Below are 24346 nucleotides of genomic sequence, written 5' to 3'. Positions count from 1 at the left end.
TGAAGCCGCCCCAGCGGGCATCGTCTATGCGCAGGCCGACGGGGCGATGCTGCTCACCGACGAGGGGTACAAGGAAGCCAAGTTGGGCCGCATTTTTGCCGCGACGGCCTTGCAAACGAGCGTGGTCGAGGAGCGCGGCGGGCACATTGCCGCGTCGATTTTTGTGGGCCATCTGGGGACGGCAGCCGCGTTTGGGGACAAATTTGCGGCGCAACTCGCCCCCTACAAAGACCAGGGGCGCGACCTGGTTTTTATCAGCGACGGGGCCATTTGGCTGCGCCAGTTCATCGAAAAAACCTGTCCCCGGGCCACGCTGATTTTGGACTTCTACCATGCCATGGAACACATTGGCCAGGCCGGCAAGGCGTGTTGGGGGAGCGGAAAAGCGGCTTCCGGCTGGTTTAAAGAACAACGCAAGCTACTGCTGGACAGTAAATTAGACCATGTCTTAGCCCATCTAAAGCAGCTCGCCATCGCCCCGGCCCTGTGCGAATCGGTCTGTGCTTACCTCGAAGCCAACCGCGACCGGATGGATTACAAAGCCTACCGCAAACGCGGCTTGTTGATTGGCTCGGGTGCCATTGAGGCCGCCCACCGCACGGTGATGCAACGCCGCATGAAGCGGGCGGGCCAACGCTGGGGCAAAAACGGCGCCCAACGCGTCTTGACCCTGCGCGTCTGCGCCATGAGTAACCGATGGCAACTGGTGCGACAGCAAATTGAACCCTTCAATCCCGCAAGAGAGGCCTAGCGACAATTTGAATTGCACCCGCTCAGCATGACGCTCTAATAATTTAACCAGCAAGAACATCTGATATGAAAGAGAGCAAGGACTTCTTCTGGCCCAGCTACGTGGACCTCATGACGGCCTTGTTCCTGACCATGCTCGTGCTGTTCGTGCTCAGTTTCAAGCGCTTTAAGGATAAGGAGGTGAGCCTGCAAGTAGCCAACAAGCAGCTCAACGTGCAGCTGCAGGAAAAGCGCAAGCTCGATGAGATAAAAGCGGCCCTGAAACGGTTGGAAAGCGACTATTTCGTGTACAACCAGAACTATAAGCGCTACGAGCTGAATTTTCCGGTCACGTTTGCGCCCCAGAGCGCCGCGCTGCCGGCCAATGCTCAGGCGCCGCTGGTGAAAGCCGGCCGGTTCCTGCTCAGCCAGATGAAGGCCCTGGAAACCAACGACAACGTGCAGTACCTCATTGTGGTGGAAGGCCGGGCCGCCAAAGACCTGCGCTACCCCGCCACCGACCCGCGCAACCTCGACGGCCCGGCCGTGCGCCAGCTCAGCTACAACCGCGCCCTGGCCGTAATCCGGCTCTGGGAGCAGGCGGGCCTGCGCTTCCCCAGCAACCTGGAAGTGGTGGCGGCGGGTAGCGGCTTCCGGGGCGTGGGCCGATACGTGGGCGCCCAGGAAGGCCTGAATAAGCGGTTTATTATCCAGGTCCAGCCCAAAATCGGCTCCATCGGAAAGTAGAATAGCCAAGATATTTCTTGACTTACAGCCAGTAAAAAGCCCCGACTCGCAACGCAAGTCGGGGCTTTTTGAGTATTCACACCTAATAATTGGTCATGCTGAGCTTGTCGAAGCATCTCGCTCGCTTCGTCGAACCGGCCCAACGAGGCGAGCGAGATGCTTCGACAAGCTCAGCATGACAACCTTTTTATGCGCCGGTGTCTAGTTGCGGCGGTTGATGCAGTTCAGGTCCTCAAAAGCTTGCTTGAGGCGCGTGACGAAGGTTTCTTCGCCCTTGCGCAGCCACACGCGCGGGTCGTAGTACTTCTTGTTGGGCGAGTCGGCGCCGCCGGGATTGCCAATCTGGCCCTGCAAAAATGCCTCGTTCTTCACGTAGTAGTCCTTGATGCCTTCCCATAGCGCCCACTGCATGTCGGTATCGATGTTCATTTTGATGGCGCCGTAACTCAGGGCCTCGCGGATTTCCTCCTGGCTGGAGCCCGAGCCGCCGTGGAACACGAAGTCGATGGGCTGGGGGCCGGTTCCGAAATGCTCCTGCACGTAGAGCTGCGAGTTATGTAGAATTTTGGGCTCCAGCTTCACGTTGCCGGGCTTGTACACGCCGTGCACGTTGCCAAACGCGGCCGCAATGGTGAAGCGTGGGCTCACCTCGCTTAGTTCCTTGTAGGCATAAGCCACTTCCGAAGGCTGGGTGTAGAGCTTGCTCGAATCCACGTCGGTGTTGTCCACGCCGTCTTCTTCGCCGCCGGTCACGCCCAATTCAATTTCGAGCGTCATACCGATTTTGGCCATGCGCTCCAAATAGCGCTTGCAGATTTCGATGTTCTCCTCAATCGGCTCTTCCGATAAGTCGAGCATGTGCGAGCTGTATAGTGGCTGGCCGTGCGTCTGGTAGTATTTCTCACCGGCGTCGAGCAGGCCGTCAATCCAGGGCAGGAGCTTTTTGGCGGCGTGGTCGGTGTGCAGCACCACGGGCACGTCGTAGAGCTCGGCCATCAGGTGCACGTGGTGGGCGCCCGAAATGGCGCCGGCAATGCTGGCGCGCTGCCCGTCGTTGCTCACCGACTTGCCGGCGTAGAACTGAGCGCCGCCGTTCGAGAACTGAATCATCACCGGCGAGTTCACGGCCTTGGCGGTTTCCAGCACGGCGTTCACCGTGTTGGTGCCCGTCACGTTCACGGCCGGCAGGGCAAAGGCGTTGGCCTTGGCAAATTGAAACAAGCGCTGTACTTCGTCGCCGTGCAGGACGCCCGCGCGCAGGCCAGTGAGGGTGTGGTCAGCCATAATATCTGGTTGTGCGGCAGCGCCGCGGTGAGAGGGAAAATGAATCGGTAAAGAAGCACCCCGGCCGGGCTCCGAACAGCAAAGAACGGTCGGCGCTGCCTAACCTAAAAATTCCGGGAGCAAGGAATAGAAAATCAACGGCCTATCCGGGCGCCTTTGTCGTTCTTTCCGGAAAAAGCCAGGCACAAAAAAGAGGCTGACCGTTGCAGCGGTCAGCCTCACTCTTCACTCCACTCCACTTCACACTTCCACTGTCTCTAATCGGCGGTCATCGTCTTCGATTGTCGGTACACGCCGTAACTATTGGTGACCTGCAACTGGTACAGGTAGTTGCCGGGGGGCAGGCCCAGGCCACTCAGGTTTAAGCCGATGGTGTGCGCGCCGGCCGCCATGCTTTTGCGGGCGATGCCCGCCATTTTGCGTCCTGCCGCGTCAAAGAGGTCCAGCTTCACGTCGCCGCCGTGGGCCAGGGCAAACGGTACGGTGGTTTCCCCAACGTACGGGTTGGGGTAGTTCTGGCTCAGGGTAAATTGGCCGCCGGTTTCCCGTTCCAGCCCGCGCGGGTTGCGGCTTGGGTAGGCCACCACCACATCGGGGGTTACGGAACAACCTGTTACCGTCTCAGCCAAAAACTGCGGCGTGGGCTGCACGCCCAAACCCACAGCGTCTAATTGCTGTCCGGTTCCGGGCATTACACCCCGCGAATCATTTGGAGCAGTAGGAGAGGGCACGAGCAAAGGGAATTGAAAAACTGGTGTCAGCTGAATTGAAAAGGCATGGGCCCCTGCCGCAAGCAGTATCGGCTGCTAGAGCAACGCGGACAGAGGACTGATTATATTCCAAATATCAATATTCTAGTGTTGAAAACCAAGTGCTATTTCGGTGATTGGCTTAAAAATCTCGGCGAGCCATAGTAGTGTCACGGCCAAGGTGAAAGTAGGCTGCTGCAATCGGAAAGGGTTGAGGGCGACCAAAATTGCCGGTGCCAAAAGCTAATGGGGTGCGAGTTGGCCGGGCCTCAACCTCAACCATTGTGCGGGTTGCACGTTTAACTTTGCCGTAATCCAACCCTTCTACATGCAAGAGCATAGCCCTTCTGTTGCCACCGCGTTGCCCAAGCTGCCCAAGTCCCCCACTGGTATCGAAGGGCTCGACGAAATTACCGAAGGCGGACTGCCGCAGGGCCGGCCCACACTGATTTGCGGCAGCGCCGGCTGCGGCAAAACCCTGATGGGCATCGAATTTCTGGTGCGCGGCATTCAGAATTACAACGAGCCGGGCGTGCTTATGGCCTTCGAGGAAACTGCGTCGGAGCTGGCGGCCAACGTGGCCTCGCTGGGCTTCGACTTGCCGGACCTGCAGGCCCAAAAAATGCTGCGCGTTGACCACGTGCACGTCGACCGGTCTGAAATTGAAGAAACCGGCGAGTACGATTTGGAAGGCTTGTTCATCCGCCTGGGCCACGCCATCGATTCCATAGGGGCCAAGCGGGTGGTGCTCGATACCATTGAAGCCCTGTTTTCGGGGTTTCCCAACCAAGGCGTGTTGCGCTCCGAAATCCGCCGCCTGTTTCGCTGGCTGAAGGACAAGGGCGTGACCACCATCATTACGGCCGAGCGCGGCGACGGCACCCTCACCCGGCAGGGGCTGGAGGAGTACGTGTCGGACTGTGTGATTCTGCTCGACAACCGGGTGATTGACCAGATTACCACCCGGCGCCTGCGCATCGTGAAGTACCGCGGCAGCACCCACGGCACCAACGAATACCCCTACCTCATCACGGAAGACGGCATTTCGGTGCTGCCCGTGACCTCGCTGCAGCTCGACCATCCGGTTTCGGACAACATCATGTCTTCCGGCGTGCCAGCGCTGGATGAGATGTTTGGCCGACGCGGCTTCTACCAGGGCAGCAGCGTGCTGATAACCGGCACGGCCGGCACCGCCAAAACTACCCTGGCCGCCTCTTTCGCAGAAAAAGTCTGCCAGCAAGGCCAGCGTTGCCTGCTGTTTGCCTTCGAGGAAGCGCCGCAGCAGCTGTTGCGCAACATGAAATCGGTCAATATCGACCTGGCCAGCCACGTGGCTTCGGGGCTGCTGCGCATCGAAGCGTCGCGCCCCACCATCAACGGTTTGGAGCAGCACTTGGTGACGCTGCACCGGCTGGTGAAGGAGTTCCGCCCCGATGCCATCGTCATCGACCCCATCACCAACCTCGTTTCCGTGGGCAATACGGCCGAGGTGCGCAGCATGCTCACCCGGCTCATCGACTTTTTGAAGGTGAGCGGCATTACGGCCCTGTTTACGGCGCTGGTGAGCGGGCGCGGGCAGCATGAAATGACCGACGAAGGCGTGTCGTCGCTGGTGGATACCTGGGTTAGCGTGCGCGACCTGGAAGGGATTGGCGAGCGCAACCGCGGCCTGAGCATTCTGAAGTCGCGCGGCATGGCGCACTCCAACCAGGTGCGCGAATTCGTCGTGACCGAACACGGCATTAAGCTGCTCGACGTGGTAGTGGGACCTATCGGAATTGTGACCGGGGCCAGCCGCCTCACCCAGCAGCTGCAGGAGCAGGCCCAGACCCTGGCTGCCCAGCAGGAAACCGACCGCCGCGACCGGGAGCTGGAGCGCCGCCGCCGCGTGCTCGAAGCCAACATTGCCAACCTGCGCACCGAGTTTGAATCGGTGGAAGAGGAGCTGCGGCAAATCAATACCGAAGCCCAAAACCGCCAGGAAACGCTTACGAGCGGCAACTTGCGCATAGGCGCGGCCAACCCGCCCCGGCGCGATACGCCCGCACCCGACGAAAAAGTATAGTAGCCCGTATAGTAGCGTTGCCTCTGGCATTCGCTCCCCTCTCACCATGGCTGAAGAAAACGACGACGAAACCTGGGAGCTGCGCCTGTACGTAGCCGGCCAGACGCCCAAATCCGTGACGGCCCTGGCCAACCTGAAAAAGCACTGCGAGCAGCACCTCAAAGGCCGCTATAAGATTGAAGTCATCGACCTGTTGGCGAACCCCCAGCTGGCCGAAGGTGACCAGATTCTGGCTATTCCGACCCTGGTACGCAAAGTGCCCGAGCCCATCCGCAAAATTATCGGCGACCTCTCGAATGAAGAGCGGGTGCTGGTGGGGCTGGATGTGCGCCCCCTCACCCGCAACTAAGCCCACCGATGAACCCATTCCTGGACCCGGCGGAATTTTCGGAGGAGCCCACGGGCCCCGAATACCTGCTTCATTTATACATCACGGGCGCGACGCCCAATTCGACGCGCGCCGTGCGCAACATCAAAGACATTTGCGAGGAACACCTGAAAGGGCGCTACGAGCTGCTGATTGTGGACGTGTACCAGCAGCCCGAGCTGGCTCAGGAAATGGATTTGATTGGTGTGCCCACGCTCATTAAGCGGCGGCCGGGTCTGGTACGCCGCCTGGTGGGCGACTTCTCGAACCGCGAGCGGGTGCTGAAAGCGCTGGGCGTAGCCCCACCGGCCGGCCCGCTATGAGCACAACCCCACCAGCCGGTTTCGACCTGGCCCGCGATAACGAGGAGCTGCGTTACCAATTGGAGGAAGCGCAAGAGCTGATTGACGCCATCCGCACCGGGGCCGTGGACGCGCTGGCGGTGCAAGGTGCCGAAGGGCCGCGCATTTACACCCTGCTGGTACCCGACCAGGGCTACCGCACCCTGATTGAGCAGATGAGCGAAGGCGCCCTGTTGCTGGCCGAGGACGCCACCGTGATGTACTGCAACGCCGGCCTGGCCGAGCTGCTGGGTCGGCCCCTGGCCGAGGTAATGGGCAGCGGGTTCGATGATTTTGTGCCGACGCCCAGTAAAGAGTACTGGGCCGGCCTCGTGCGACAAGGCTGGGAGGGCAAGAGCAAGGGCGAGCTGCCGTTGCAAACCAGCACCGGCGCGCTGGTACCGTTCTCGGTTTCGATGAACGTGCTGCAATTCAACGACACCCCGGTCCTGGCCGTGATTGTAACCAACCTGTCGGCGCAGCGCGAAATCACGGCCATTCGTGCCCAGGTGGCCGAGCAGAACGCTTTGCTCGACCGCAAGAACGAAGAGCTGAAGCGCGAAGAAGCCGCCCGCCTGGTGGGCGAGCGCGCCGCCGCCGAAGCCAGCCGCATGCTGGAGGGCATCTCCCAAATTGCCTGGACCACCAACGCGCTGGGCGAGCACACCTACCGCAACCGGCGCTGGTACGACTACATCGGGCAGGAGCAAAGCCCGGACAATGCGTTTGGCCGCTCCTGGCGCGAGCGGCTGCACCCCGACGATGCCGGGGCCACGCTGGCCCGCTGGCAGCACAGCTTACAAACCGGGCAGCCCTACGAGGTGGAATGCCGCATTCGCAACGCCGCCGGGGGCTACCGCTGGCTGCTGGGCCGCGCGCAGGCTTCGCACAATGAGCAGGGCGAGATTATGCAGTGGATTGGTACCTACACCGATATTCACGAGCACAAGCAGGCCCTGGAGCGCATCGACCTGGGCCAGCGCCAGCTGCGCGATAACAACGAGCAGCTCACCCGCGTGAACGTGGACCTAGACAACTTCATTTACACGGCCTCGCACGACCTCAAAGCGCCCATTAGCAACATTGAGGGGCTGCTGCACGCGCTGCTGGTGGAGCTGCCGCCGGCCACCGTGCGCACCGAGCCCGTGCAGCCCCTGCTGCACCTGATGCAGGACTCCATCAACCGTTTCCGGCGCACCATTGAGCAGCTCACCGACGTGTCGAAGCTGCAGAAGGAGCACGGCATTCCGACGCAGCCGGTGGACCTGGCGGCCGTTATTGGCGACGTGCGCCTCGATTTGGAGCCGCTCATTCAGGCGTCGGGCGCGTTGGTGGAGGTGGCGGTGGGCGCGGTGGCAACCGTTTTGTTTTCGGAAAAGAACCTGCGCTCGGTGGTCTTCAACCTGCTCAGCAATGCCCTTAAATACCGCGACCCGGCCCGCGTGCCGCACATCCGGGTGCGGGCCCGAACGGAGCCGGGGTTTGCGGTGCTGGAAGTGGCCGATAACGGCCTGGGCCTCGACCCAGCCAGCGAGCAAAAGCTGTTCGGAATGTTTCAGCGGTTTCACGACCATGTAGAAGGCTCAGGAATTGGGCTTTACATGGTGAAGAAGATGATCGAAAATGCGGGCGGGCGCATCGAAGTAAGCTCCCGGCTCGGCATTGGCACTACGTTTTGCGTGTACTTTGCGCAATAATCCGCGCCTGCTTGTTTTCCCGATTTCGGGAAGCGCATCGGTAGCCTGACGTTTCATGCAAAAACTCACCTGTGCCCTGCTGGTCGACGACGACCAGACCACCAACTACCTCAACCAGTTGCTGCTCAAGCGCCTGGCCGTGACCGATACGCTGCTGGTGGCCCTCAACGGACAGGAGGCGCTCGACCTGCTCAAAATCCATTGCCGCGAAGCCACCGAGGAATGTCCGGCCCTGATTCTGCTGGATGTGAAAATGCCCGTGATGGACGGGTTCACCTTTCTGGAAGCCTACGAAGAATTGCCTTTGCCCCAAAAAAGCGCCATTATCATCGTCATGCTCACCACTTCCCTGCATCCGCTGGACCTGGACCGGGTGCAAAAGCTCAATATTGCCGGTTTCCTGAACAAGCCGCTCACCGAGGCCAAAATCAACGAAGTCCTGGAAAACCACTTCAGCCGCCACCTGCCCAATCATTAAGTGGTCCCGTGAGGTTGGCGTCTGGGCGGCGTATGGTCAACCATGAAGCAGTCAGCTTCTAAGCTTGCTGCTTGCAGCTCAAAACCTACTCTGAACAGCGCCATGTCCGATTTTCGCCTTCGCGTATTTCAGGCTGTGGCACAGCACCTCAGCTTCACCAAAGCCGCTCAGGCGCTGTTTATCACGCAGCCGGCCGTTACCAAGCACATTCACGAGCTGGAACGGCACTACGAGCAGCGGCTGCTGGAGCGGCGCGGCAACCGCGTGGCCCTTACCGAAGCGGGCCGGCTGCTGCTGGCCCACGCCGAAACTGTGGCCGCCGCGCACCAGCAGCTGGAGGACCAGCTCCACGCCCTGCGCGACCCCGAGGAAGCCGCCGGTCGCCTGCGGTTGGGTGCCAGCACCACGCTGGCCCAGTACGTGCTGCCCGGCCTGCTGCCCGCTTTTCAGGCGCGCTACCCCAAGGTGCAGCTCACCCTGCTCAACGCCAATTCCGAACACATTGCCGAGGCCCTGCTGCGCGGCGAGCTGGACTTAGGCTTCGTGGAAGGCCGCTCGAAAAGCCGCGACCTGCATTACGAGCTGCTGCTGAACGACGAGCTGGTGGCCGTGCGTGGGGCCACGGCCGCTGGCCCACCGCGCCTGCCGCTGCCGCTGGCTGCGGCGCTGGCCCATCCGCTGGTGTTGCGTGAGCGGGGCTCGGGCACGCTGGAGGTGCTGGAGTTTGCCTTGCGGGCCCTCAAAATCAAGCTTAGCAACCTGCCAGTGGCCTTTTATTTCGATAATACCGAAGCCATCAAGGCGTATCTCGAAGCTGCGCCGGGGGCTTTAGGCGTGGTATCACGGCGGGCGCTGGACCGGGAACTGGCTGGCAAACTGCTGGAAATCGTGCCCATCGCAGGCCTGCACCTGCCCCGGCAGTTCGAGTCGGTTTGGGTGCAGGGGCAGCCATTGACCCGGCCGGCCCAGCGGTTTCTGAGCTTCGCGCAAAGCCAGGTAAAGGCAATTGCATAACTACAGGTAATTAGGAATCACATTTTTGTATTACTCTCAAAACACGTAGTAGCCTAATTTTGCAGCCTTGTATAAGGTTGTTTAATGGCGCTGCTCGTTCCCCATTCCCCCAAGCCCCTAGCTCCTGACGACCAACCGTCGGCGGCCGGTAAGCCTTTGCGGGAAGCTGCCGCCGCCGCCCCGACTCGCATGGAGCCCACCGGATTCCGGCGGCATTTTCATTCGCCCCGATTGGTATTTGGGCAGACGGTGACATTGCGGCAGGTGGTTTTCGGGCTGTTGCTTATTTGCTGCCTCACGCCGTGGGCGTCGCCGCCCATCGCGCTGGCGCTCGGCCTGGGGTTGGCCCAAACGCTGGGCAATCCGTTTGCTGCTCAAACCAAGCAGGCCACGGCCAAGCTGCTTCAGTATTCGGTGGTGGGGCTGGGCTTCGGCATGAATGCCCACGCGGCCGTGCAGGCGGGCCGCGAGGGCGTGCTTTTCACGGTCGTTTCCATCTTTGGCATACTGATTCTGGGCTACTTCGCGGGGCGCTGGCTGGGTATTTCCCGGGCGGTAACCCACCTGATTTCTTGCGGCACTGCTATTTGCGGAGGCAGCGCCATTGCGGCCGTGGGCCCGGTGCTGCGTGCTAAAGACGAAGAAATGTCGGTGGCGCTGGGCACGGTATTCGTGCTCAATGCGGTAGCCTTGTTTGCCTTCCCGGCCATTGGCCACGCCCTGGCCCTCACCCAAAACCAGTTTGGCCTGTGGTGCGCCATTGCCATTCACGACACCTCGTCGGTGGTGGGGGCGGCCACCGCCTACGGCGACCAGGCCCTGCAAGTGGCCACCACCGTGAAGCTGGCCCGAGCCCTCTGGATTATCCCGGTTTCCGTAGCCACGGCTCTGATTTTCAAGCAGAAAGGCGTGAAAATCAAAATCCCCTATTTCATTCTTGGCTTCGTAGCCGCCATGCTGCTCAATACGTTTGTGCCCGCCGTGAGGCCCCTGGGGCCGGCACTGGTGGCCCTGGCCAAAATCGGCCTCACGGTCACGCTCTTTTTCATCGGAGCCGGGCTGTCGGGCCAGGTGCTGAAGGCGGTGGGTGCCCGGCCGTTTGTGTTGGGCGTGCTGCTGTGGGGCATCATTGCCACGGCCTCGCTCTACGTCATCGTCCGCACGGTTTGAGGTTAGTTGTCAGTTGCTGGGTAGATTATTCGACTAACAACTAACAACTTACCAGATGTGCAGGCGCACCCCGAAGCCGAGCGTGAGGATGGAGCGTAGGGGGAGCCCGCCTTTGTTGGTCATCCAGCTCACCAGGTACAAATCGTTGGTGCCCAATTCGTAGTAGGCCGTGGCCGAGCGGGCAGTGCCGCGCTTCGTGAGCCCGAAAGTGCGGCCGGCGCTCCCGCCCACGAAGGCGCCCACCCGCGTGCGCGACGACCACCAGTAGTACCCTTCTTCGTACTTGCTGCCCCTGCTCAGGCTGATGCCCCGGCTGGCCGAGTAGCTCACGAAGCCGCCCAGCGCCAGGGGCCGCACGTGCCACGGCGTGCCGCCCAGCCCCAGCTGCCAGGGCGCATACGTGACTTTGGCCGTGAACACGCCCACCGGGGTGATGCTGAACTTTTTGGGCAGGTAACCGGCCAGCACTTCCAGCGCCAGCCGGTCGCGGCTGACCGTCCAGCCCGTGCCCACGGCGGCCAGCCCCTGGCCGCCCGCCGTGTGGGCCAGCAGGTGCGTGGGCACGTACCACCGCGCCCGGTCGGGTCGAGCCGTATCGGCCGGGACCGGGGCACTGGGGGCCGGGGCCGCCAAATGCAGGAGCAGGAGGGCAGGAAAACTCATCAGAATACGACGGTTTCTAACCGAAATTCTTTATCACCCCAAAGCGTGAGCACCACGTAGCGCCGCTGCTCAAAGCTGTAGGAGTTGATGAACGTGATGCCGTTGCCATACGGCTCCTCGATGCTGAAATTGTGCTGGTGCCCGCTGAGGGATAATGCCACGCGGGGCGCTTGCTCCAGCGCTCGCACGTAGGGCTGCTCCAGGCGCGGGTCGAAGTCGACACTCATCGACGGTACGTGGGTGACGACGATTTGCCGGCGTACGCCCGCCGTATCGGCCAGCTGCTGTTCCAGCCAGCCGATGCGGGGCACCGTGCCATCGAAGCGGTATTCGCGGCTGTTGGTATTCAGCATGATGAAGCGCGTGCGGGCGTGGGTGAAGCTGTAATCCAGCGGCCCGAATACTTCCTGATAGGTTTTACGGCCGTTGGCCACGAGGTCGTGGTTGCCCACCACGGTGAGGTAGGGCACGCGCAGGTTCTTCAGCTTGTCGTGCACCCAGCGCAGCTCCCGGCCCAGGCCGAAGTCTGAAATGTCGCCGGCCACCAGCACCATGGAAATGCCGCGCTGCTGGTTCACGCTACGCACCAGGGCTTCGGCCTCGTCGTAGAACCGTTGCGAGTCGCCGGTGAACACAATGCGCAGGGTGTCGCCGGCCGCGGCGGGTACCGGGCGGGCCGCCAGCGCCGCCAGGTTCTTAGCCGTCAGGTCGCTGTACGCAGCCGGACTGTGCGTTTGGTTGGGGCTGAACTCAATCAGGTCGCAGCCGGTCAGCAGCGTGAGTCCGGCCATGAAGGCCAGCGCTCGCCCGCGTAAAGGGCGGGGTTTCGTGCGGGCCACCATTAGTCTGCTGATGCGGCCGCGCTGCTCAACAACTCGCCTGCCACCCACGGCGACACTGCATTGGGAATGAGAAATTGGGCGCGCCGTGCCGCCAGCCGGAAAGTAGAAAGGGGAGTAGAGGTAACCATAGCAATGCCTGCCGGGCAGGATAATAATTTCAGACGGCCTCCCACTGCAAGCTGCTTATTCAGCTCCAGAGGCCGGTTTTTGATAGCCTGCGCGATTCTGATTTAATTCTGAGCAGGAGCCTAACAACGCCAGTGAGGCGCAGAAGTTTCAATAGGTTGCTTTTGCCGCGGCTTAATTCAGCCAGCACGCCCGTTTTTGGTGGGGAGAGCACGCCAAGGCCCGGAGCGGTGGCGCGTAGCGCGTTTTCGAGCTTGGTGTACAGTTTTTGAAGGAATTAAAAATGAGGAATTAAAAATTAAAAAACTGATGGTCAAGTTTTTAATTTTTAATTCTTCATTTTTAATTCTCTTCATAGTGAAGATTAGTCGCTCTGGGGCCAGTGCCGTGCCCGGCTGGGGCCTACTTCACCCGCACCGTACCGGCGCCGTTGTAGGAGTGGTATTCGGCATTGTACATGGCATCGGCGTTTACCGGGCCCAGCCGGAAGGTGCCTTTGCTCACGGCCCGCGCCAAGTAATAGAACGACTTGGGCGTGGTGGTGGCAGTGGTGAAGAAGTTGATGCGGTCGTCGCGCACGTCGAGGTAATCGGGGGTGGCGGCGTCGTTGGCCCAGTCCAGCTCGCGGACGGCGCCGAGGCGGGCGTTTTCGATTTCCAGGCCGGCGGGCAGCAGGTCGGTGATGGCCACGTTCTTAACGGTGCCGGCCGCGTCGCCGGCCTCAATGGTGATTTTGACCACTACCAGGTCGTTTTGGCGGAAGGTGGGCGTGCCCAGGGGCTGGCCGGCGCGGTTCAGGAACTGGCGGCGTACGCGCAGGTAGCTGTCTTCCTCCTTCACCTGCCCGCTGGCCGAAATGCCTTCGGTTTCCCAGAAATAGTAGAGATTGCCGCTGCCCGCAGTGCGCAAACTCAGGGGCCGGTTGGCCACGTTGGGAATGGTGAGGTCCTTACCCGTGAAGCTGCCTAGTACCTTCCCGCCCGCCGAAACGGTGGCGGTGGCGGTGCTGCGAGCGTCGCGCCGGGCAATTTTGCCCAGGCCCAGCAGCGCGAAGGCGCGCTCCTGGGTGCTCATCCAACCGGCCTGACGCATCAGCCGGCTGAGCTGCCGGGCCAGCTGCATCACCTGCGGGTTGTTGGGGTCGGTGTCGAACAAGGCATTCAGCACGAGGCCCTGGTCGCGGATGGGGGAGTAGAACGAGCCGTCCAGCGCCCGCTTGGCCGCCGTTTCGCCGCCGAACCGGGCGGGCAGCAGCGCTTGGAACTGGCGCTGGTTGCCGAGCAGGGCCTGGGTGCAGGCCAGCAGGTATTTGGAGTCCTGAGCCAGCAGCTGGCGGTTGGCTTTGTAGTAGTTCAGGGCTACGGCGTCCTGGCGGCCGGCCAGGGCCAGCACGTAGAGCGAGTAGGCAATTTCCTTGCTTGCTATGGTTTTCTCGCGGGCAATGTTGTTGGCGTCGAAGTAGCGGTAATCCTCGGTTTCGCGCTTTTTGAGGCGAAATTGCAGGTAGCGCAGGGTTTTGTCGAGGATGGACTTGTTCACGGCGAAACCGGCCCGCTGGGCTTCCTGCAGGAAGTGGGCGGCGTAGGCCGTGGCCCACCAGTTGTCGTAGTCGCCGCCGGGCCAGTAGCTCAGGCTGCCGTTGTAGAGCTGCTGGGATTCAATCTTGCGGATGGCTTCCTGCACGTTGTAGTTGGGGTTGTAGCGCTGGTTTTTGGCCGCACCGCCGGTTTTCTGCTGCACGGCGGCGGCCAAATCGGCGTAGTAGAGCTGCGGGAACGCGGCCGACACGGTTTGCTCCAGGCAGCCGTAGGGGTATTGCAGCAGGTAGCGCAGGTCCTTGCTAAACTCCGCGAGCGGCGAACGGCTGATGACCAGCCGGCTGGTGAGCGAGGCGGGCAGGAAATCGGTTTGCAGGTTGAGTGGCAGCGTAGCGCCACCGGCCAGCGTGCCGCTGCCGGTGCGCTTTTCGAGCGGGGCGGCGGGGCGCACGGGGATTTCAATGGTCTCAGTAAATGTTTCGTTTGACTTGATATCAGGGTCAGCACTTTTCACGGTGATTTTTACCGATGAATTACCTATACTTTGCCGGGCGCAAATACGAAAAAATACCCGCACCTCTTTGTTCCGTCCAAGAAATACGTTGCTTTGATTACGGTCACCCGTGAGGTAGCCTGAAGTTGGCAGTTCACTCGCAGCTACATCCTTCACTTGTCCTTCCAGCCTGCCTTCAATGCCAACGGTTACAGGGCCAGCAGCTACTAGTGGGCCAGTGAGCTTCTGGCTGACGTTTACAATGAAACGTCCCTTCGTCGTATTCGTCAGCGTCACCGGTACATCAATCGTATCCCCCGGACTCATAAACCGCGGCAGCGCCGTCGAAATTACCACCGGGTCGGCCACCTTCATCGTGGCCTCGGCCGAGCCGAAGGCATCGTCCTTATACGCCACGGCCATGATGCGTAACGCGCCCGAAAACTGCGGCACGCGCACCTTGTAACGCACTTTGCCGTCACCGTCGGCGGTGAGCACGCCGCTCCATTTCGATACCAGTTTCACGCGGCGGTTGGGGACGGGGTTGGTGCGGCGGGCCAGGTCGGAAGCGTCACCGCCGCTACTGCTGGTGCCCAGCTCGGGCAGCAGGAAGGGGTACATATCAAAGGCCGATACTTCGAGGGCGCGCTTCTGGTAGAAGTAGCCGTAGGGGTCGGGCGTGACGTAGTTTTTGATTTGCAGGATGCCTTCATCCACCACGGCCAGCGTGACCTGGGCCAGGGGCGCGGTCGTGATTTCCACGGTCTGGAACGTCTGCGAGCGGCTGGTGGCGGGCGCGGCAATGGCCACGGCGAGGCGGGCGCCCGGCTTTTCCACCGTGAGCGGCACGAAGCCGCGGGCCACCGTCAGCGGCAGGCGGTTGTCGGAAATGGCGCGAATGGCCGTGGCCGTTACGTACACGTTGGGCACGTGCTCGGCCGTGATGGGCACCTTCACCTGCGCCGATTTCTGGTCGGTGTTCACGTAGAAGTGGCTGAGTACGCTGCCGCGCTCCACGGTCACGAGCACGCGGCCGGCGAAGGGCGTTTTCAGGAGCAGGGTGGCGGTTTCGCCGGGCTCGTACCTGGCCTTGTCGGCCTCAATCGTTACCTCACCCTCGTTGTTCACCTCGAAGGCATTGGCCTGGGTATCGCCGTAGCCATAGGCGTAGAAGCGCTGCGCCACGTAGCTCACGGCGCCCGGCCGGCTGATGCGGACCTCGTACTCGCCCGAGCTTACGGGCGTGAAGGTGAACGGCGTGCCGTTGCCCACGGCCTGCGTGCGCGTACTGATGGTTTGCTCGCGCTGCTGCGAATTGTAGACGTAGCGGCCGCCCTGCCGCTCCAGCACGGTTTCCCAAATCAGGCGCACCAGTTTCACCTGCGCCTGGGCCGACGTGGCTTTGCCCTGCGGCGTGAGGGCCGCCAGACGCACCGTAGCGGCCTGGCGCGTGCTCAGCAATTCGGAGATGTTTTCGATGCCGAACATAGTGGCCTGGGTTTGCACGTCGAAGGTGGCGAGACGGTTCACGGGCCGGCCGGTTTCGTCGAACACCGTGGCGAAGGCCACGCCTTCGAGCGTGCCGAGGTCGCGTACTTCGGGCACGTCGTAGGTGGCGGTGGCCTGGCCGGCGGCATCGGTCACGCCCTGGCGGGTGGTTTTTTCGAAGCGCGAAACGGGCGCCGACTCGCTGTTGCGCGAGGAGTTGCGGCGCCGGTCGCCGCTGTTAATATTGAACGAGTAGCCGGGGAAGCCTTTGGGGGCGAAGGTTTTTTCCTTCAGCGAAAACTCCACCTCGTACTTGCGGTCGGCTGCGGGCGGGCCAAACAGGTTTTGGGCGTTGATGGTGGCCGTCACGGTCTGGCTGGGCCGGAGCACGGCGGGCGCGGCGCTCACCGTCACCTTCATCCGGTCCGGGATAAACTCCTCCACGCTGATTTGGCGCGAGGTCAGCAGCACGTCGTTGCCGGTCAGCACCTCCATCGTGTAGCGGCCCGTCATGATGGCCGGCGGCAGAATAAAGCGGCTTTCGAAGGAGCCGGCCGCGCTCAGCTTTTGGCGCAGGCTGCTGTATTCCTTGCCGGTGGGCAGCAGCAGGCGGATTTTCACGGGCAGGTTGGCGGGGGGCGTCTGCCAGTCCTCGGTGCGTACCACGGTGTTGGTGCGCACGGTGTCGCCGGGCCGGTAGAGGTTGCGGTCGCCGTACAGAAACGCCTGGTAGCGGGCCGCGTTGCTGGTGAGGCCGCCCACCTCAAAGCGCGAGGTTTCGACCTGGCTTTTGCCCATGCCCAGGAAGGTGAAGTCGTCGTCTTTCACGGCCGTTACCATGCCCAGCCGGAAGCGTTTCATGCTGGCCGCCGAGTCGAACGCAGCCACGCCGGAAGCATCCGTAGTTAAGGTGCCGATTACCTGGTTATTGCTGCTCACCAGGCTCACCGTCACGCCGCTCAGCGGCTGGGCCGTGCGAATAGAGTTGGCAAATACCAGCGTGCCGCCGGTGGCGCCCTGCTTCACAATCAGGCCCACGTCGGTTACGGCCACCAGCTTGCTCACTTGCAGCCACTGGCGCTCGGTGTCCTGCACGCGCACCACGTACAGCCCCTTCATGGCGCCCTGGAATTCCAGGGTTTTCAGGTCCAGATTCAGCAGGCGCAGCCCGCCGGATTTGGGCAGCCCCGAAACGGAAATGGTACGCTCGGAAATGATGTTGCCGATGTTCTCGGTGTCGTAGTAGCGGAAGCTGCGGTCGATGTACTCGCCGTCCTCGTCGCGGTTGCTTTCGCCGCTGTCCTCGTCGTAGTCGGGGTAGCCGTAGTCGGCATCGCCGCGCAGCAGCTGCTGAATGTTGTTGGCGTAGACTTTGGCAATGGTCACCTTCACCTTTTGCACCTGATTGATGCGCAGGCCCAGGTTGCGGGTGCCCAGCGCGTCGAGGTACATGGCCTTCTCGCCGCTGGCAAAGCTGATGTTCGGCCGCTCGGCGGCGAAGGAAACCGACTGGCTGTAAGCAGTATTGAGCAGGCCGCCCAGCAGCCCGCGCGTACCGGCCGCCAGCGTCACCTGGTAGGTTTTGCCCACCACGAAATTGCCTTTCAGCGCGAAGCCACTTTCCAGGGCCTCCACGGCAAAAGGCGCGCTCGGCGACACCTGCAGCGCGGTTTGAATGTCGGCCACCGCTACCGGTTGGTTGGTGAGCACCGTAACTACGGCCTCGCCGTTCACGAGCGTGCCCACTAGCTCGCGTACTTCCAGCACCTGCGGCTCGGGAACTTCCAGCTGCGCGGTGAGGGGCTTTTCAGTGGCTTTGCCGCCCACGGCGGGCACCAGGCCGGGCGCGATTTCCAGGGTCAGGGCCGCGCCGGGCTTCACGTCCTGCGCGAAGCTGATGCCCAGAATTTTGTCAGGCTCGGCCGAAATAAGCTGCACGGCCACGGGCTTGCCGTTCTGGGTCACACGCAGCAGGGGCCGCAAATCCACCGGCCGCACGGGGTAGTTGAACACGAGGTTGGCGCGTAGCTCGACCGTGCCCGTGGCCTTGGTCGAGCGGCCGTAGAACACCTGCGGCGCGGCCATGCCCAGGTAGGGCGTGTGGAAGCGCTTGCGGTTCAAAACCAGCTCCTGCTTGCCGCTGGGCATGTTTTCGGGGCGCAGTGCGGCGTCAAACACGGTGCTGGGGCGGAAGGGCTCGGCGGGTGAAAAGGTCAGCTCCCGGTCGCCGGTCCACTTGAATTTGCCGCGCACGGCCGGCGAAAACGCCACGTACTGCGTGGTGTCCCAGCGGTTGAGCTGGTCATCGGTCGCCACGGCTTCATCAAAGGTGAAGACGAGGTTGGAGTACGGGTCGATTTCCTCACCGTCGGTCTGCTCGGTAGCGGCCTGCTCCTCGGCGGTTTTTTTGGAGCACGAAGCGGTGGCCAGCAGCAGAAAAAGCAGCGGCAGGAAACGGAGGCGGAAAAGCATGGCGCAGAAAGGTGAATGAAAGAGGGACGATTGTTTCCCGCAGCGGTCGTCGAGGCAGCGTTGATGCGTTTTAGCTCGCCGCCCGTGCACCCCATCCCCTAACCCCTCGCCGCTTGATGCGCGGAATCCTCCGGGAGAAGGGGAACTAGCTACTAGATTTAGTCTGTTTTTTTCTACTGTTTCACAGTATTTTAGAGCTAAAACCTAGTTCCTCTTCCCCCAGAGGGGAAGGGGAACTAGGGGATGGGGATGGGGTGCCTGGGCGGCGAGGCAGAACTCATCAACTTTCCCCCGGCGACCGCTGCGGGAAAGGCGGTTACCAAAAAGTACCGGTGCATGAAAGAGTGGGGGAAGGTAGGCGAAAATAGGATGCGGCGCCTAACTACCAGGCTATTTTCCTGCAAATGCCGGTGTCGGCGCACCTGCACCACGGTTTGGGCGACGGCTATCACGTAGGGCTCTTGCTGGCAGCATTGCGGCGGCGGCGGGGAGAAAGGCTGGCAGTAGCTGCATTTGTGCCCATCGCCTCTGTCCATCACGCTACACAAGCGCCAGCAAGCAGCTACCTTCCCCCATGCTTTCCCATCCGCACGAAGTTTTCTTGGAAGTCGCTCAGCGGCTGAGCTTCACCAAGGCCAGCCAGGCCCTGTTCATCAGCCAGTCGGCGGTGAGCAAGCAGGTGAAGGCGCTGGAGCAGCACTACAAAACCGGCCTGTTCGAGCGTCTGGGCAGCAGCGTGCAGCTCACGCCGGCCGGCCTCAAGCTCTACCAGAAGCTGCTGCAGGCCAAGCAGCTGCAACACGAGCTGCACCAGGAAATGAGCGCGCTGAGTACGGACTTCGCGCCGAGCCTGAACCTGCTCATCGGGGCCAGCACCACCATTTCGCTCTACGTGCTGCCGCCCGTGGTGTCGGCCTACCTGCGCCGGCACCCCAACCGCCAGCTCAGCCTCAAAAACCGCAATTCTGATAACATCCTGCGGGCATTGCTCGACCACGAAATCGAGCTGGGCATCATCGAAGGCATCCACAAAGTGAGCAACGTGACTTACACGCCCCTGCTCACCGACGACGTGGTGGCCGTGTGCGCCGCCGGCAACCCGCTCGAACGCCGCACCCTCGAAGTGCCCGACCTGCTCAGCACGCCGCTGGCCCTGCGCGAGGCCGGCTCCGGCACCCTGGCCGTGCTCGAAGAAGCCCTGGCCCGGCACCGCATCAAGCTGGCGGCCCTGCCCGTGCGCGTCCGCCTGGGCGGCACCGAAGCCCTCAAAAACTTTGTGCGTGTCGACAGCTGCCTGGCCTTCCTGCCCCGTCAGGCCGTGGTGAAGGAGCTAGCTTCGGGTGAACTTTCGGAGGTGAAAATCAATAACTTTCCGCTCAAGCGCGAGTTCAATTTCATTCAGCGCAAGGGAACCGAAAACAACGCGCCCTACCGGGACTTCCTGCTTTTTACCAAGCGCTACTATTCCGGAAAGGCATAGGCTATTCCAAAATCCCATCCCAAACAGGCATACCGCGGCTGAGACGCTCCCGTACTTTGCCCCATGAACCTCGTCGCCTCCGAATCCATTTCCCGCCTCGCCACCCTGCATTGCTCGGCCTGCGGTACGTCCCATTCCGCTTTTGAATTGCAGCGCGTTTCTGCTTGCTGCAGCCTGCCGCTGGTGGCTGATTACGACCTGCACGATACCACCCTCAGCCGCGACATCATCGACCAGACCGATTCGTCGATGTGGCGCTACGGGGCGTTGCTGCCGCTGCTGCACGAGAAAAATAAAGTAACCCTGGGCGAAGGCATGACTCCCATGCTACGCCTGCCGCGCCTGGCCGCGCGCCACGAGCTGTCCTCCCTTCTGCTGAAGGACGAAGGCCAAAATCCCACCGGTTCGTTTAAGGCGCGCGGCCTTGGTATGGCCATTTCCAAGGCCAAAGAGCTGGGCGTGGACGGCTGCATTATTCCCACGGCTGGCAACGCTGGCGTGGCCATGGCCGCCTACTGCGCCCGCGCCGGCCTGCGGGCCGTGGTGGTGATGCCGCGCCACACCCCGCAGGCCTTCAAGGAGGAATGCTACTGGTACGGCGCCGAAGTGGAGCTGGTGGACGGCCTCATCAGCGACTGCGGGGCGCGCGTGCGCCAGCGCAACGCCAACGGCGCCCTGCTCGACATCTCCACCCTGAAAGAGCCCTACCGCCTCGAAGGCAAGAAAACGATGGGCTACGAAATTGCCGAACAGCTGAACTGGACGCTGCCCGACGTGCTACTGTACCCCGCCGGCGGCGGCACCGGCCTCATCGGCATCTGGAAAGCTTTTCAGGAAATGAAGCAGCTGGGCTGGCTGGCACCCGAGGTGAAATTGCCCCGCATGGTTGCCGTGCAGGCCGAAAACTGCTGCCCCCTGCTCGAAACCTACGAGGGTCGCCAGCCCAACTGCCACAGCTACCACGGCCGCGCCACGCTGGCCAACGGCCTGGCCGTGCCCCACCCGCTGGGCGAAAGCATGATGCTGCGCGTGCTCCGCGAGTCCAAAGGCACCGTGGTGGGCGTGAGCGACGAAGACATGCTGGCCGGCATGCGTGACCTCGGCAAGGACGAAGGGCTGTTCGTGGCTCCTGAAGGCGGCGCCGTCTGGATGGCCGCCCGCCACCTGCTGGCCACCGGCTGGCTGCACCCCGACGAAAGCGTGCTGCTTCTTAACACCGGCAGCGCCCAGAAGTACCTGGACAACGTGGCCGGCCGCGCCGCCAGCTAAGCCCGGCGCCGGGCCGCGCAATACCTTTGCCGACGCTGGGCCCGCGTCGGGTTTGGCGTGCTGGCCACTGGCATGCTTCGGTTTTTGTCCGCTGATTTCCTTCTGCTATGAATGCGCCCGCTTCTGAAAATCGGGGCGGCGCGGTAGCGCGGGCAACGTTTCCCATCTCCCTGCTGTGTTTGTCTGGGAGCTGGGGCGGGCTGGAGCTGAACACCGTGCGCTTCGCGGGCTGGATGCAGGAGCGAGGCTGGCCGGTGCAGCTCATCACCTTGCCCCAGTCGCCCATTGCCATGCGGGCCCACGATGCGCAGCTGCCCGTGGTAGAGCTGCGCAACCCCTGGCGAGCGGCCGACCTACTGGCCGCCGGGCGCCTGGCCAGCATGCTGCGGGCTTTTGAAACCAAAGTACTTATCGTCACCCGCAACGGCGACCTGGGCCTGGCCGTGCTGTGCAAAACATTCCGGCTGCCGGGCCTCAAGCTGGTCTACCAGCAGCACATGCAGCTGGGCTTGGCCAAGCGCGGCCTAATTCACACGCTGCGTTACCGCGCCCTCGATGCCTGGCTAACGCCCTTGCCGCAGCTAGCGCGCGAAGTGCGGGCGAAAACCCGGCTGCCGGCCCAACGCCTGCATGTAGTACCCTTGGGCATTGAGCTCGAAAAATTCGCGCACCCCGCCCTGACGCCCGCTCAGGCCCGCGCCCAGCTGGACCTGGTTCTGCCATCCGATGCTGTACTTATGGGCCTGATTGGCCGCTTTGATGAGGGGAAAGGCCAGGCCTTTGTGGTGGAGGCTCTGGCCAAGCTACGCCGCGACTACCCACAGCTGCACCTGTTGTTCGTGGGCGAATCGACCCGCAACGAAGGCAACGCCTACCGCGATAACGTGCTGGGCCGGGTGCAGGCGCTCGGGCTAGCCAAAGCGGTGCACGTGCGCGGCTTCACGCCCCAGCCCGAAATTGCCTACCGCGCCCTCGACATTTCCCTCACCGCGTCCACCAACGAAACCTACGGCATGGTTACCATCGAGGCGATGGCGACGGGTCTACCCGTAGTGGCCTCTGCCACCGGCGGTACCCTCGAAATAGTGGCTGACGGCCGCACCGGCCTACTTTTTCCCTTCGGTGACGAAGCCGCTTTCCGGGCTGCTATTGAACGGCTGTTGCATAATTCCGACTTGGCAATAGAGTTGGGCCGGCAGGCAAGGGAGACCGCGCTTGCTACCTACTCGCACCACCGGCAGTGCGAGCTGACCGAAGCGGTGTTGTATTCGCTGGTCTGACGCCCGGAGTATGATTTTTGGAAGCCGCTAATCCTTACTCCGGAGCGGCTTGTCGCTGCGCCAGCATCGCGCGGCCCGCCGCCTCGTCTACGCCCACGATGCAAACTTTTTTGAACGGCGCGGTGTGCCCGCTTACCAATTCCACGCTGCTTTTGCTCACGCCAAATACCTCGGCCAGATAGGCCAGCAGGCAGGCGTTGGCCTTGCCATCCTGGGCCGGGGCCTTCAGCCGAACCGTAACAGTGCCATCGGCGGCCACTTGCAGGGCCGTGGTTTTGGCCCCCGGCTTGGCCCGCAGGTGAAGGGTGAACATGAGGCTTAGGCGGGGGAAATTGGGGAAGGAGCTACCCGCGCCTGCCCGAACGGGCACTCGCGCAGCACTACGCAACGGGAGCAGGCGGGCGTGCTGAAATAGCAGCATTTCTGCCCGTGAAACATGAAGGCTTCGTGGTGGTCGTACACCTGCTGGGCATCCCAGCCGGGTGGGAGCAGGGCTTCGAGCAGCTTGTGGGCCGGGCCCTCGCCCACCTTCGGCCCAATCAGGGCCAGGCGCTGGGCCACGCGGTGGTGGTGGCTATCGACGGGCATGGCCGGAATGCGTAAGGTGCTGAATAGGAGCGTGGCCGCGCTGGTTTTTGGCCCCACGCCACTGATGCTTTCCAACCAGGCGCGGGCTTCAGCAACGGGCATCTCGGCCAAAAAATCCAGGGCGCACGGCGCATCGGTACCGCAGCGCGCACTGATTTCGCGCAGCACGGCCTGAATGCGGGGCGCCTTCTGCTCGGGCCAAGTGCAGGCGCGGATGGCCTGCTGCACGGCTTCGGTGGGCGCGTCGCGCACGTCTTCCCAGCGCGGAAAAGTGGCCCGCAGCTCCTGGTAGGCCCGGTGCGACTCGGCGTTTTTGGTGCGGTGCGAAAGCAGGGCACTCACCAGCTCGCTCAACGGGTCTTTGGTGCTGAAAAAGCGAAACGGTGCCCCGTATTCGGCACACAGCTGCTCGTGCACCCGCAGGGCTTTGGCTTGCCGGGGGGCAAAGTCAGCCGTCAGGGCTTCAGGAGATGTAGTTGCGGCAGTAGACTTCATGCCCGGCCTACGCACCCGGTCGGCCCTGGGGTTGCAGAATATTTTAGTTGTCAGTTGTCAGTTGTCAGGTCAACCAACTGACAACTGACAATGCCTCAGCGGGCCGCGTTGTAGAGCGTGATGGCCTGGCGCTGGTTTTTGGCCTGCTTGCTTTGCAGCACCACGGGAACAATGAGCACCGGGATTGCCACGTAAATCAGCGGCGAGATGGCCCGGCCACTGTCGGTGGGGCGCAGGGTTTGCAGCATGCCCGCCGCTAGCAGGCCGCCGCCCAGCACGTAGCTGACCACGGTGGCGCGCTGGTAGCGCCGCGAGTCGGCGAGTAGCTGTTGGGCGCCGGCATTGTCGCTGGTGGCGAGCATCAGGTTGCGGTTGCTCAGGTTTTGAACGGGGCCGTTGTCCTTGGAGAAATACTCGGTTTTAACCGTGCGATAGCCGCCGTAGGAGCGGCCAAAACCGCCCATGCCGTAGCCCCCCATACCATACCCCCCGCCGGGGTAGCCAAACCCGCCGGGGCCGGAATTATACTGTGCCGTGGTGATAGAATAAAGGCTGATGCGCCCGGTTTTTTCGCGCCGCAATGTGGTTTCCCGGCTCGCGCCGGGCAGGTTGGTACGTACGTAGTGACCGGTTTCGTCCTCGTAAAAACCTACTTCGGCGAGGTCGAACCGGCGTTGCCCATCCAGCAGCAGATAGGAGCGGCCAAACAGAGGCGTCTTGGTCTCCACGTCGAAGGCATTGTAGACCATGCCATTTTTCAGGCCTACCTGGAAGCGGGTGGGCCGGTTGTTGGTGCCCGGCAGCTGGCCGGCCGGCGTGGGGGCATACACGGGCGCGGGCGCGGCCATCGGGCCGGGCAGCGGTGTGGCAACGGTGGCCCGCCGGGTAGTATCGGGCGGGGCTACGGGCACGGCATCCAGCTGGCGTGGTGCGGGCGCGGCGCGGCGCGGCGCGGGCGGGGGCATGGCCGG

Annotated in this window: 20 protein-coding genes and 1 pseudogene; 12 read left to right on the top strand and 9 right to left on the bottom strand. The window is 62.4% G+C overall.

Annotated elements, in window-relative coordinates:
• A pseudogene (locus tag GM79_RS25530) lies at nucleotides 1-751 on the top strand (ISLre2 family transposase); the annotation flags it as partial.
• 65 nt (nucleotides 752-816) lie between these two features.
• Nucleotides 817-1476 carry an OmpA family protein gene (locus GM79_RS23175; protein WP_051718902.1) on the top strand — a complete coding sequence of 220 codons (660 nt, stop codon included), beginning with the start codon at nucleotides 817-819 and terminating at the stop codon, nucleotides 1474-1476.
• 201 nt (nucleotides 1477-1677) lie between these two features.
• On the opposite strand, the gene fbaA is transcribed toward GM79_RS23175, so the two are convergent.
• Entirely contained in the window at nucleotides 1678-2760 is a 1083-nt protein-coding gene (gene fbaA, locus GM79_RS14060) for a class II fructose-bisphosphate aldolase (RefSeq protein WP_035564921.1), read from the bottom strand.
• A gap of 257 nt (nucleotides 2761-3017) precedes the next feature.
• Nucleotides 3018-3491 (bottom strand): T9SS type A sorting domain-containing protein, encoded by a 474-nt coding sequence (locus GM79_RS14055; RefSeq protein WP_161787182.1) that lies wholly within the window; start codon nucleotides 3489-3491, stop codon nucleotides 3018-3020.
• 346 nt (nucleotides 3492-3837) lie between these two features.
• On the opposite strand from GM79_RS14055, the gene kaiC reads away from it, so the two are divergent.
• The 7 genes from kaiC to GM79_RS14020 all read left to right on the top strand — a co-directional run bounded on the left by kaiC (nucleotide 3838) and on the right by GM79_RS14020 (nucleotide 10641).
• Nucleotides 3838-5574, top strand: coding sequence for a circadian clock protein KaiC (kaiC, locus tag GM79_RS14050; RefSeq protein WP_051718901.1), 1737 nt, complete (start codon nucleotides 3838-3840; stop codon nucleotides 5572-5574).
• A gap of 46 nt (nucleotides 5575-5620) precedes the next feature.
• Nucleotides 5621-5923 carry a circadian clock protein KaiB gene (gene kaiB, locus GM79_RS14045; RefSeq protein ID WP_035564917.1) on the top strand — a complete coding sequence of 101 codons (303 nt, stop codon included), beginning with the start codon at nucleotides 5621-5623 and terminating at the stop codon, nucleotides 5921-5923.
• Nucleotides 5924-5931: 8 nt separating this feature from the next.
• Nucleotides 5932-6264: a circadian clock KaiB family protein gene (locus tag GM79_RS14040; RefSeq protein ID WP_035564915.1), complete on the top strand. Its 333-nt coding sequence runs from the start codon at nucleotides 5932-5934 to the stop codon at nucleotides 6262-6264.
• Nucleotides 6261-7979, top strand: coding sequence for an ATP-binding protein (locus GM79_RS23170; RefSeq protein WP_051718900.1), 1719 nt, complete (start codon nucleotides 6261-6263; stop codon nucleotides 7977-7979). The genes GM79_RS14040 and GM79_RS23170 overlap by 4 nt, the downstream gene beginning before the upstream one ends.
• A gap of 55 nt (nucleotides 7980-8034) precedes the next feature.
• A complete protein-coding gene (locus tag GM79_RS14030) occupies nucleotides 8035-8457 on the top strand; it encodes a response regulator (protein ID WP_035564914.1) in 423 nt (140 codons plus the stop codon).
• Nucleotides 8458-8559: 102 nt separating this feature from the next.
• Nucleotides 8560-9471 (top strand): LysR substrate-binding domain-containing protein, encoded by a 912-nt coding sequence (locus GM79_RS14025; RefSeq protein ID WP_035564912.1) that lies wholly within the window; start codon nucleotides 8560-8562, stop codon nucleotides 9469-9471.
• 84 nt (nucleotides 9472-9555) lie between these two features.
• On the top strand, nucleotides 9556-10641 hold the full coding sequence (locus tag GM79_RS14020; RefSeq protein WP_235184066.1) for a YeiH family protein: 1086 nt from the start codon (nucleotides 9556-9558) through the stop codon (nucleotides 10639-10641).
• 48 nt (nucleotides 10642-10689) lie between these two features.
• Here the strand turns inward: GM79_RS14020 and GM79_RS14015 are convergent, their stop codons facing one another.
• The 4 genes from GM79_RS14015 to GM79_RS14005 all read right to left on the bottom strand — a co-directional run bounded on the left by GM79_RS14015 (nucleotide 10690) and on the right by GM79_RS14005 (nucleotide 18263).
• Nucleotides 10690-11304 carry a hypothetical protein gene (locus GM79_RS14015; RefSeq protein ID WP_035564908.1) on the bottom strand — a complete coding sequence of 205 codons (615 nt, stop codon included), beginning with the start codon at nucleotides 11302-11304 and terminating at the stop codon, nucleotides 10690-10692.
• Nucleotides 11304-12095 carry a metallophosphoesterase family protein gene (locus GM79_RS14010; protein ID WP_035564925.1) on the bottom strand — a complete coding sequence of 264 codons (792 nt, stop codon included), beginning with the start codon at nucleotides 12093-12095 and terminating at the stop codon, nucleotides 11304-11306. Before GM79_RS14010 ends, GM79_RS14015 begins: the two co-directional genes overlap by 1 nt.
• Nucleotides 12096-12451: 356 nt before the next feature.
• Nucleotides 12452-12628 (bottom strand): hypothetical protein, encoded by a 177-nt coding sequence (locus GM79_RS25525; protein ID WP_161787181.1) that lies wholly within the window; start codon nucleotides 12626-12628, stop codon nucleotides 12452-12454.
• 46 nt (nucleotides 12629-12674) lie between these two features.
• Nucleotides 12675-18263, bottom strand: coding sequence for an alpha-2-macroglobulin family protein (locus tag GM79_RS14005; RefSeq protein WP_035564905.1), 5589 nt, complete (start codon nucleotides 18261-18263; stop codon nucleotides 12675-12677).
• Between the two features lie 574 nt (nucleotides 18264-18837).
• Between GM79_RS14005 and GM79_RS14000 the strand changes: the two genes are divergently transcribed.
• The 3 genes from GM79_RS14000 to GM79_RS13990 all read left to right on the top strand — a co-directional run bounded on the left by GM79_RS14000 (nucleotide 18838) and on the right by GM79_RS13990 (nucleotide 22292).
• Complete coding sequence (locus tag GM79_RS14000; RefSeq protein WP_035564903.1) at nucleotides 18838-19743, top strand: LysR family transcriptional regulator; 906 nt, start codon at nucleotides 18838-18840, stop codon at nucleotides 19741-19743.
• 63 nt (nucleotides 19744-19806) lie between these two features.
• Nucleotides 19807-21012 carry a threonine synthase gene (locus GM79_RS13995; RefSeq protein ID WP_035564901.1) on the top strand — a complete coding sequence of 402 codons (1206 nt, stop codon included), beginning with the start codon at nucleotides 19807-19809 and terminating at the stop codon, nucleotides 21010-21012.
• Between the two features lie 107 nt (nucleotides 21013-21119).
• On the top strand, nucleotides 21120-22292 hold the full coding sequence (locus tag GM79_RS13990; protein WP_035564899.1) for a glycosyltransferase family 4 protein: 1173 nt from the start codon (nucleotides 21120-21122) through the stop codon (nucleotides 22290-22292).
• 34 nt (nucleotides 22293-22326) lie between these two features.
• Here the strand turns inward: GM79_RS13990 and GM79_RS13985 are convergent, their stop codons facing one another.
• The 3 genes from GM79_RS13985 to GM79_RS25520 form a co-directional block, all read right to left on the bottom strand.
• The gene (locus GM79_RS13985) at nucleotides 22327-22605 is read right to left on the bottom strand and encodes a DUF167 domain-containing protein (RefSeq protein ID WP_035564897.1); all 279 of its coding nucleotides are present in this window, start codon (nucleotides 22603-22605) and stop codon (nucleotides 22327-22329) included.
• A 5-nt stretch (nucleotides 22606-22610) separates the two neighbouring features.
• Nucleotides 22611-23375 carry an endonuclease III domain-containing protein gene (locus GM79_RS13980; protein ID WP_051718898.1) on the bottom strand — a complete coding sequence of 255 codons (765 nt, stop codon included), beginning with the start codon at nucleotides 23373-23375 and terminating at the stop codon, nucleotides 22611-22613.
• Between the two features lie 95 nt (nucleotides 23376-23470).
• Nucleotides 23471-24346, bottom strand: an 876-nt coding sequence (locus tag GM79_RS25520) for a hypothetical protein (RefSeq protein ID WP_035564895.1), incomplete at its 5' end; no start/stop codon positions are given.

Source organism: Hymenobacter sp. IS2118 (genome assembly GCF_000715495.1).
GTDB lineage: Bacteria > Bacteroidota > Bacteroidia > Cytophagales > Hymenobacteraceae > Hymenobacter.
The sequence above is the reverse complement of the archived record's forward strand: the minus strand, read 5'-3'. Positions and strand labels throughout refer to the sequence as shown.

Coding starts and splice junctions, on each gene's coding strand:
- GM79_RS23175 (WP_051718902.1), top strand. CDS start 817: ATGAAAGAGAGCAAGGACTTCTTCTGGCCCAGCTACGTGGACCTCATG.
- fbaA (WP_035564921.1), bottom strand. CDS start 2,760: ATGGCTGACCACACCCTCACTGGCCTGCGCGCGGGCGTCCTGCACGGC.
- kaiC (WP_051718901.1), top strand. CDS start 3,838: ATGCAAGAGCATAGCCCTTCTGTTGCCACCGCGTTGCCCAAGCTGCCC.
- kaiB (WP_035564917.1), top strand. CDS start 5,621: ATGGCTGAAGAAAACGACGACGAAACCTGGGAGCTGCGCCTGTACGTA.
- GM79_RS14040 (WP_035564915.1), top strand. CDS start 5,932: ATGAACCCATTCCTGGACCCGGCGGAATTTTCGGAGGAGCCCACGGGC.
- GM79_RS23170 (WP_051718900.1), top strand. CDS start 6,261: ATGAGCACAACCCCACCAGCCGGTTTCGACCTGGCCCGCGATAACGAG.
- GM79_RS14030 (WP_035564914.1), top strand. CDS start 8,035: ATGCAAAAACTCACCTGTGCCCTGCTGGTCGACGACGACCAGACCACC.
- GM79_RS14025 (WP_035564912.1), top strand. CDS start 8,560: ATGTCCGATTTTCGCCTTCGCGTATTTCAGGCTGTGGCACAGCACCTC.
- GM79_RS14020 (WP_235184066.1), top strand. CDS start 9,556: ATGGCGCTGCTCGTTCCCCATTCCCCCAAGCCCCTAGCTCCTGACGAC.
- GM79_RS14015 (WP_035564908.1), bottom strand. CDS start 11,304: ATGAGTTTTCCTGCCCTCCTGCTCCTGCATTTGGCGGCCCCGGCCCCC.
- GM79_RS14010 (WP_035564925.1), bottom strand. CDS start 12,095: ATGGCCGGACTCACGCTGCTGACCGGCTGCGACCTGATTGAGTTCAGC.
- GM79_RS25525 (WP_161787181.1), bottom strand. CDS start 12,628: ATGAAGAGAATTAAAAATGAAGAATTAAAAATTAAAAACTTGACCATC.
- GM79_RS14005 (WP_035564905.1), bottom strand. CDS start 18,263: ATGCTTTTCCGCCTCCGTTTCCTGCCGCTGCTTTTTCTGCTGCTGGCC.
- GM79_RS14000 (WP_035564903.1), top strand. CDS start 18,838: ATGCTTTCCCATCCGCACGAAGTTTTCTTGGAAGTCGCTCAGCGGCTG.
- GM79_RS13995 (WP_035564901.1), top strand. CDS start 19,807: ATGAACCTCGTCGCCTCCGAATCCATTTCCCGCCTCGCCACCCTGCAT.
- GM79_RS13990 (WP_035564899.1), top strand. CDS start 21,120: ATGAATGCGCCCGCTTCTGAAAATCGGGGCGGCGCGGTAGCGCGGGCA.
- GM79_RS13985 (WP_035564897.1), bottom strand. CDS start 22,605: ATGTTCACCCTTCACCTGCGGGCCAAGCCGGGGGCCAAAACCACGGCC.
- GM79_RS13980 (WP_051718898.1), bottom strand. CDS start 23,375: ATGAAGTCTACTGCCGCAACTACATCTCCTGAAGCCCTGACGGCTGAC.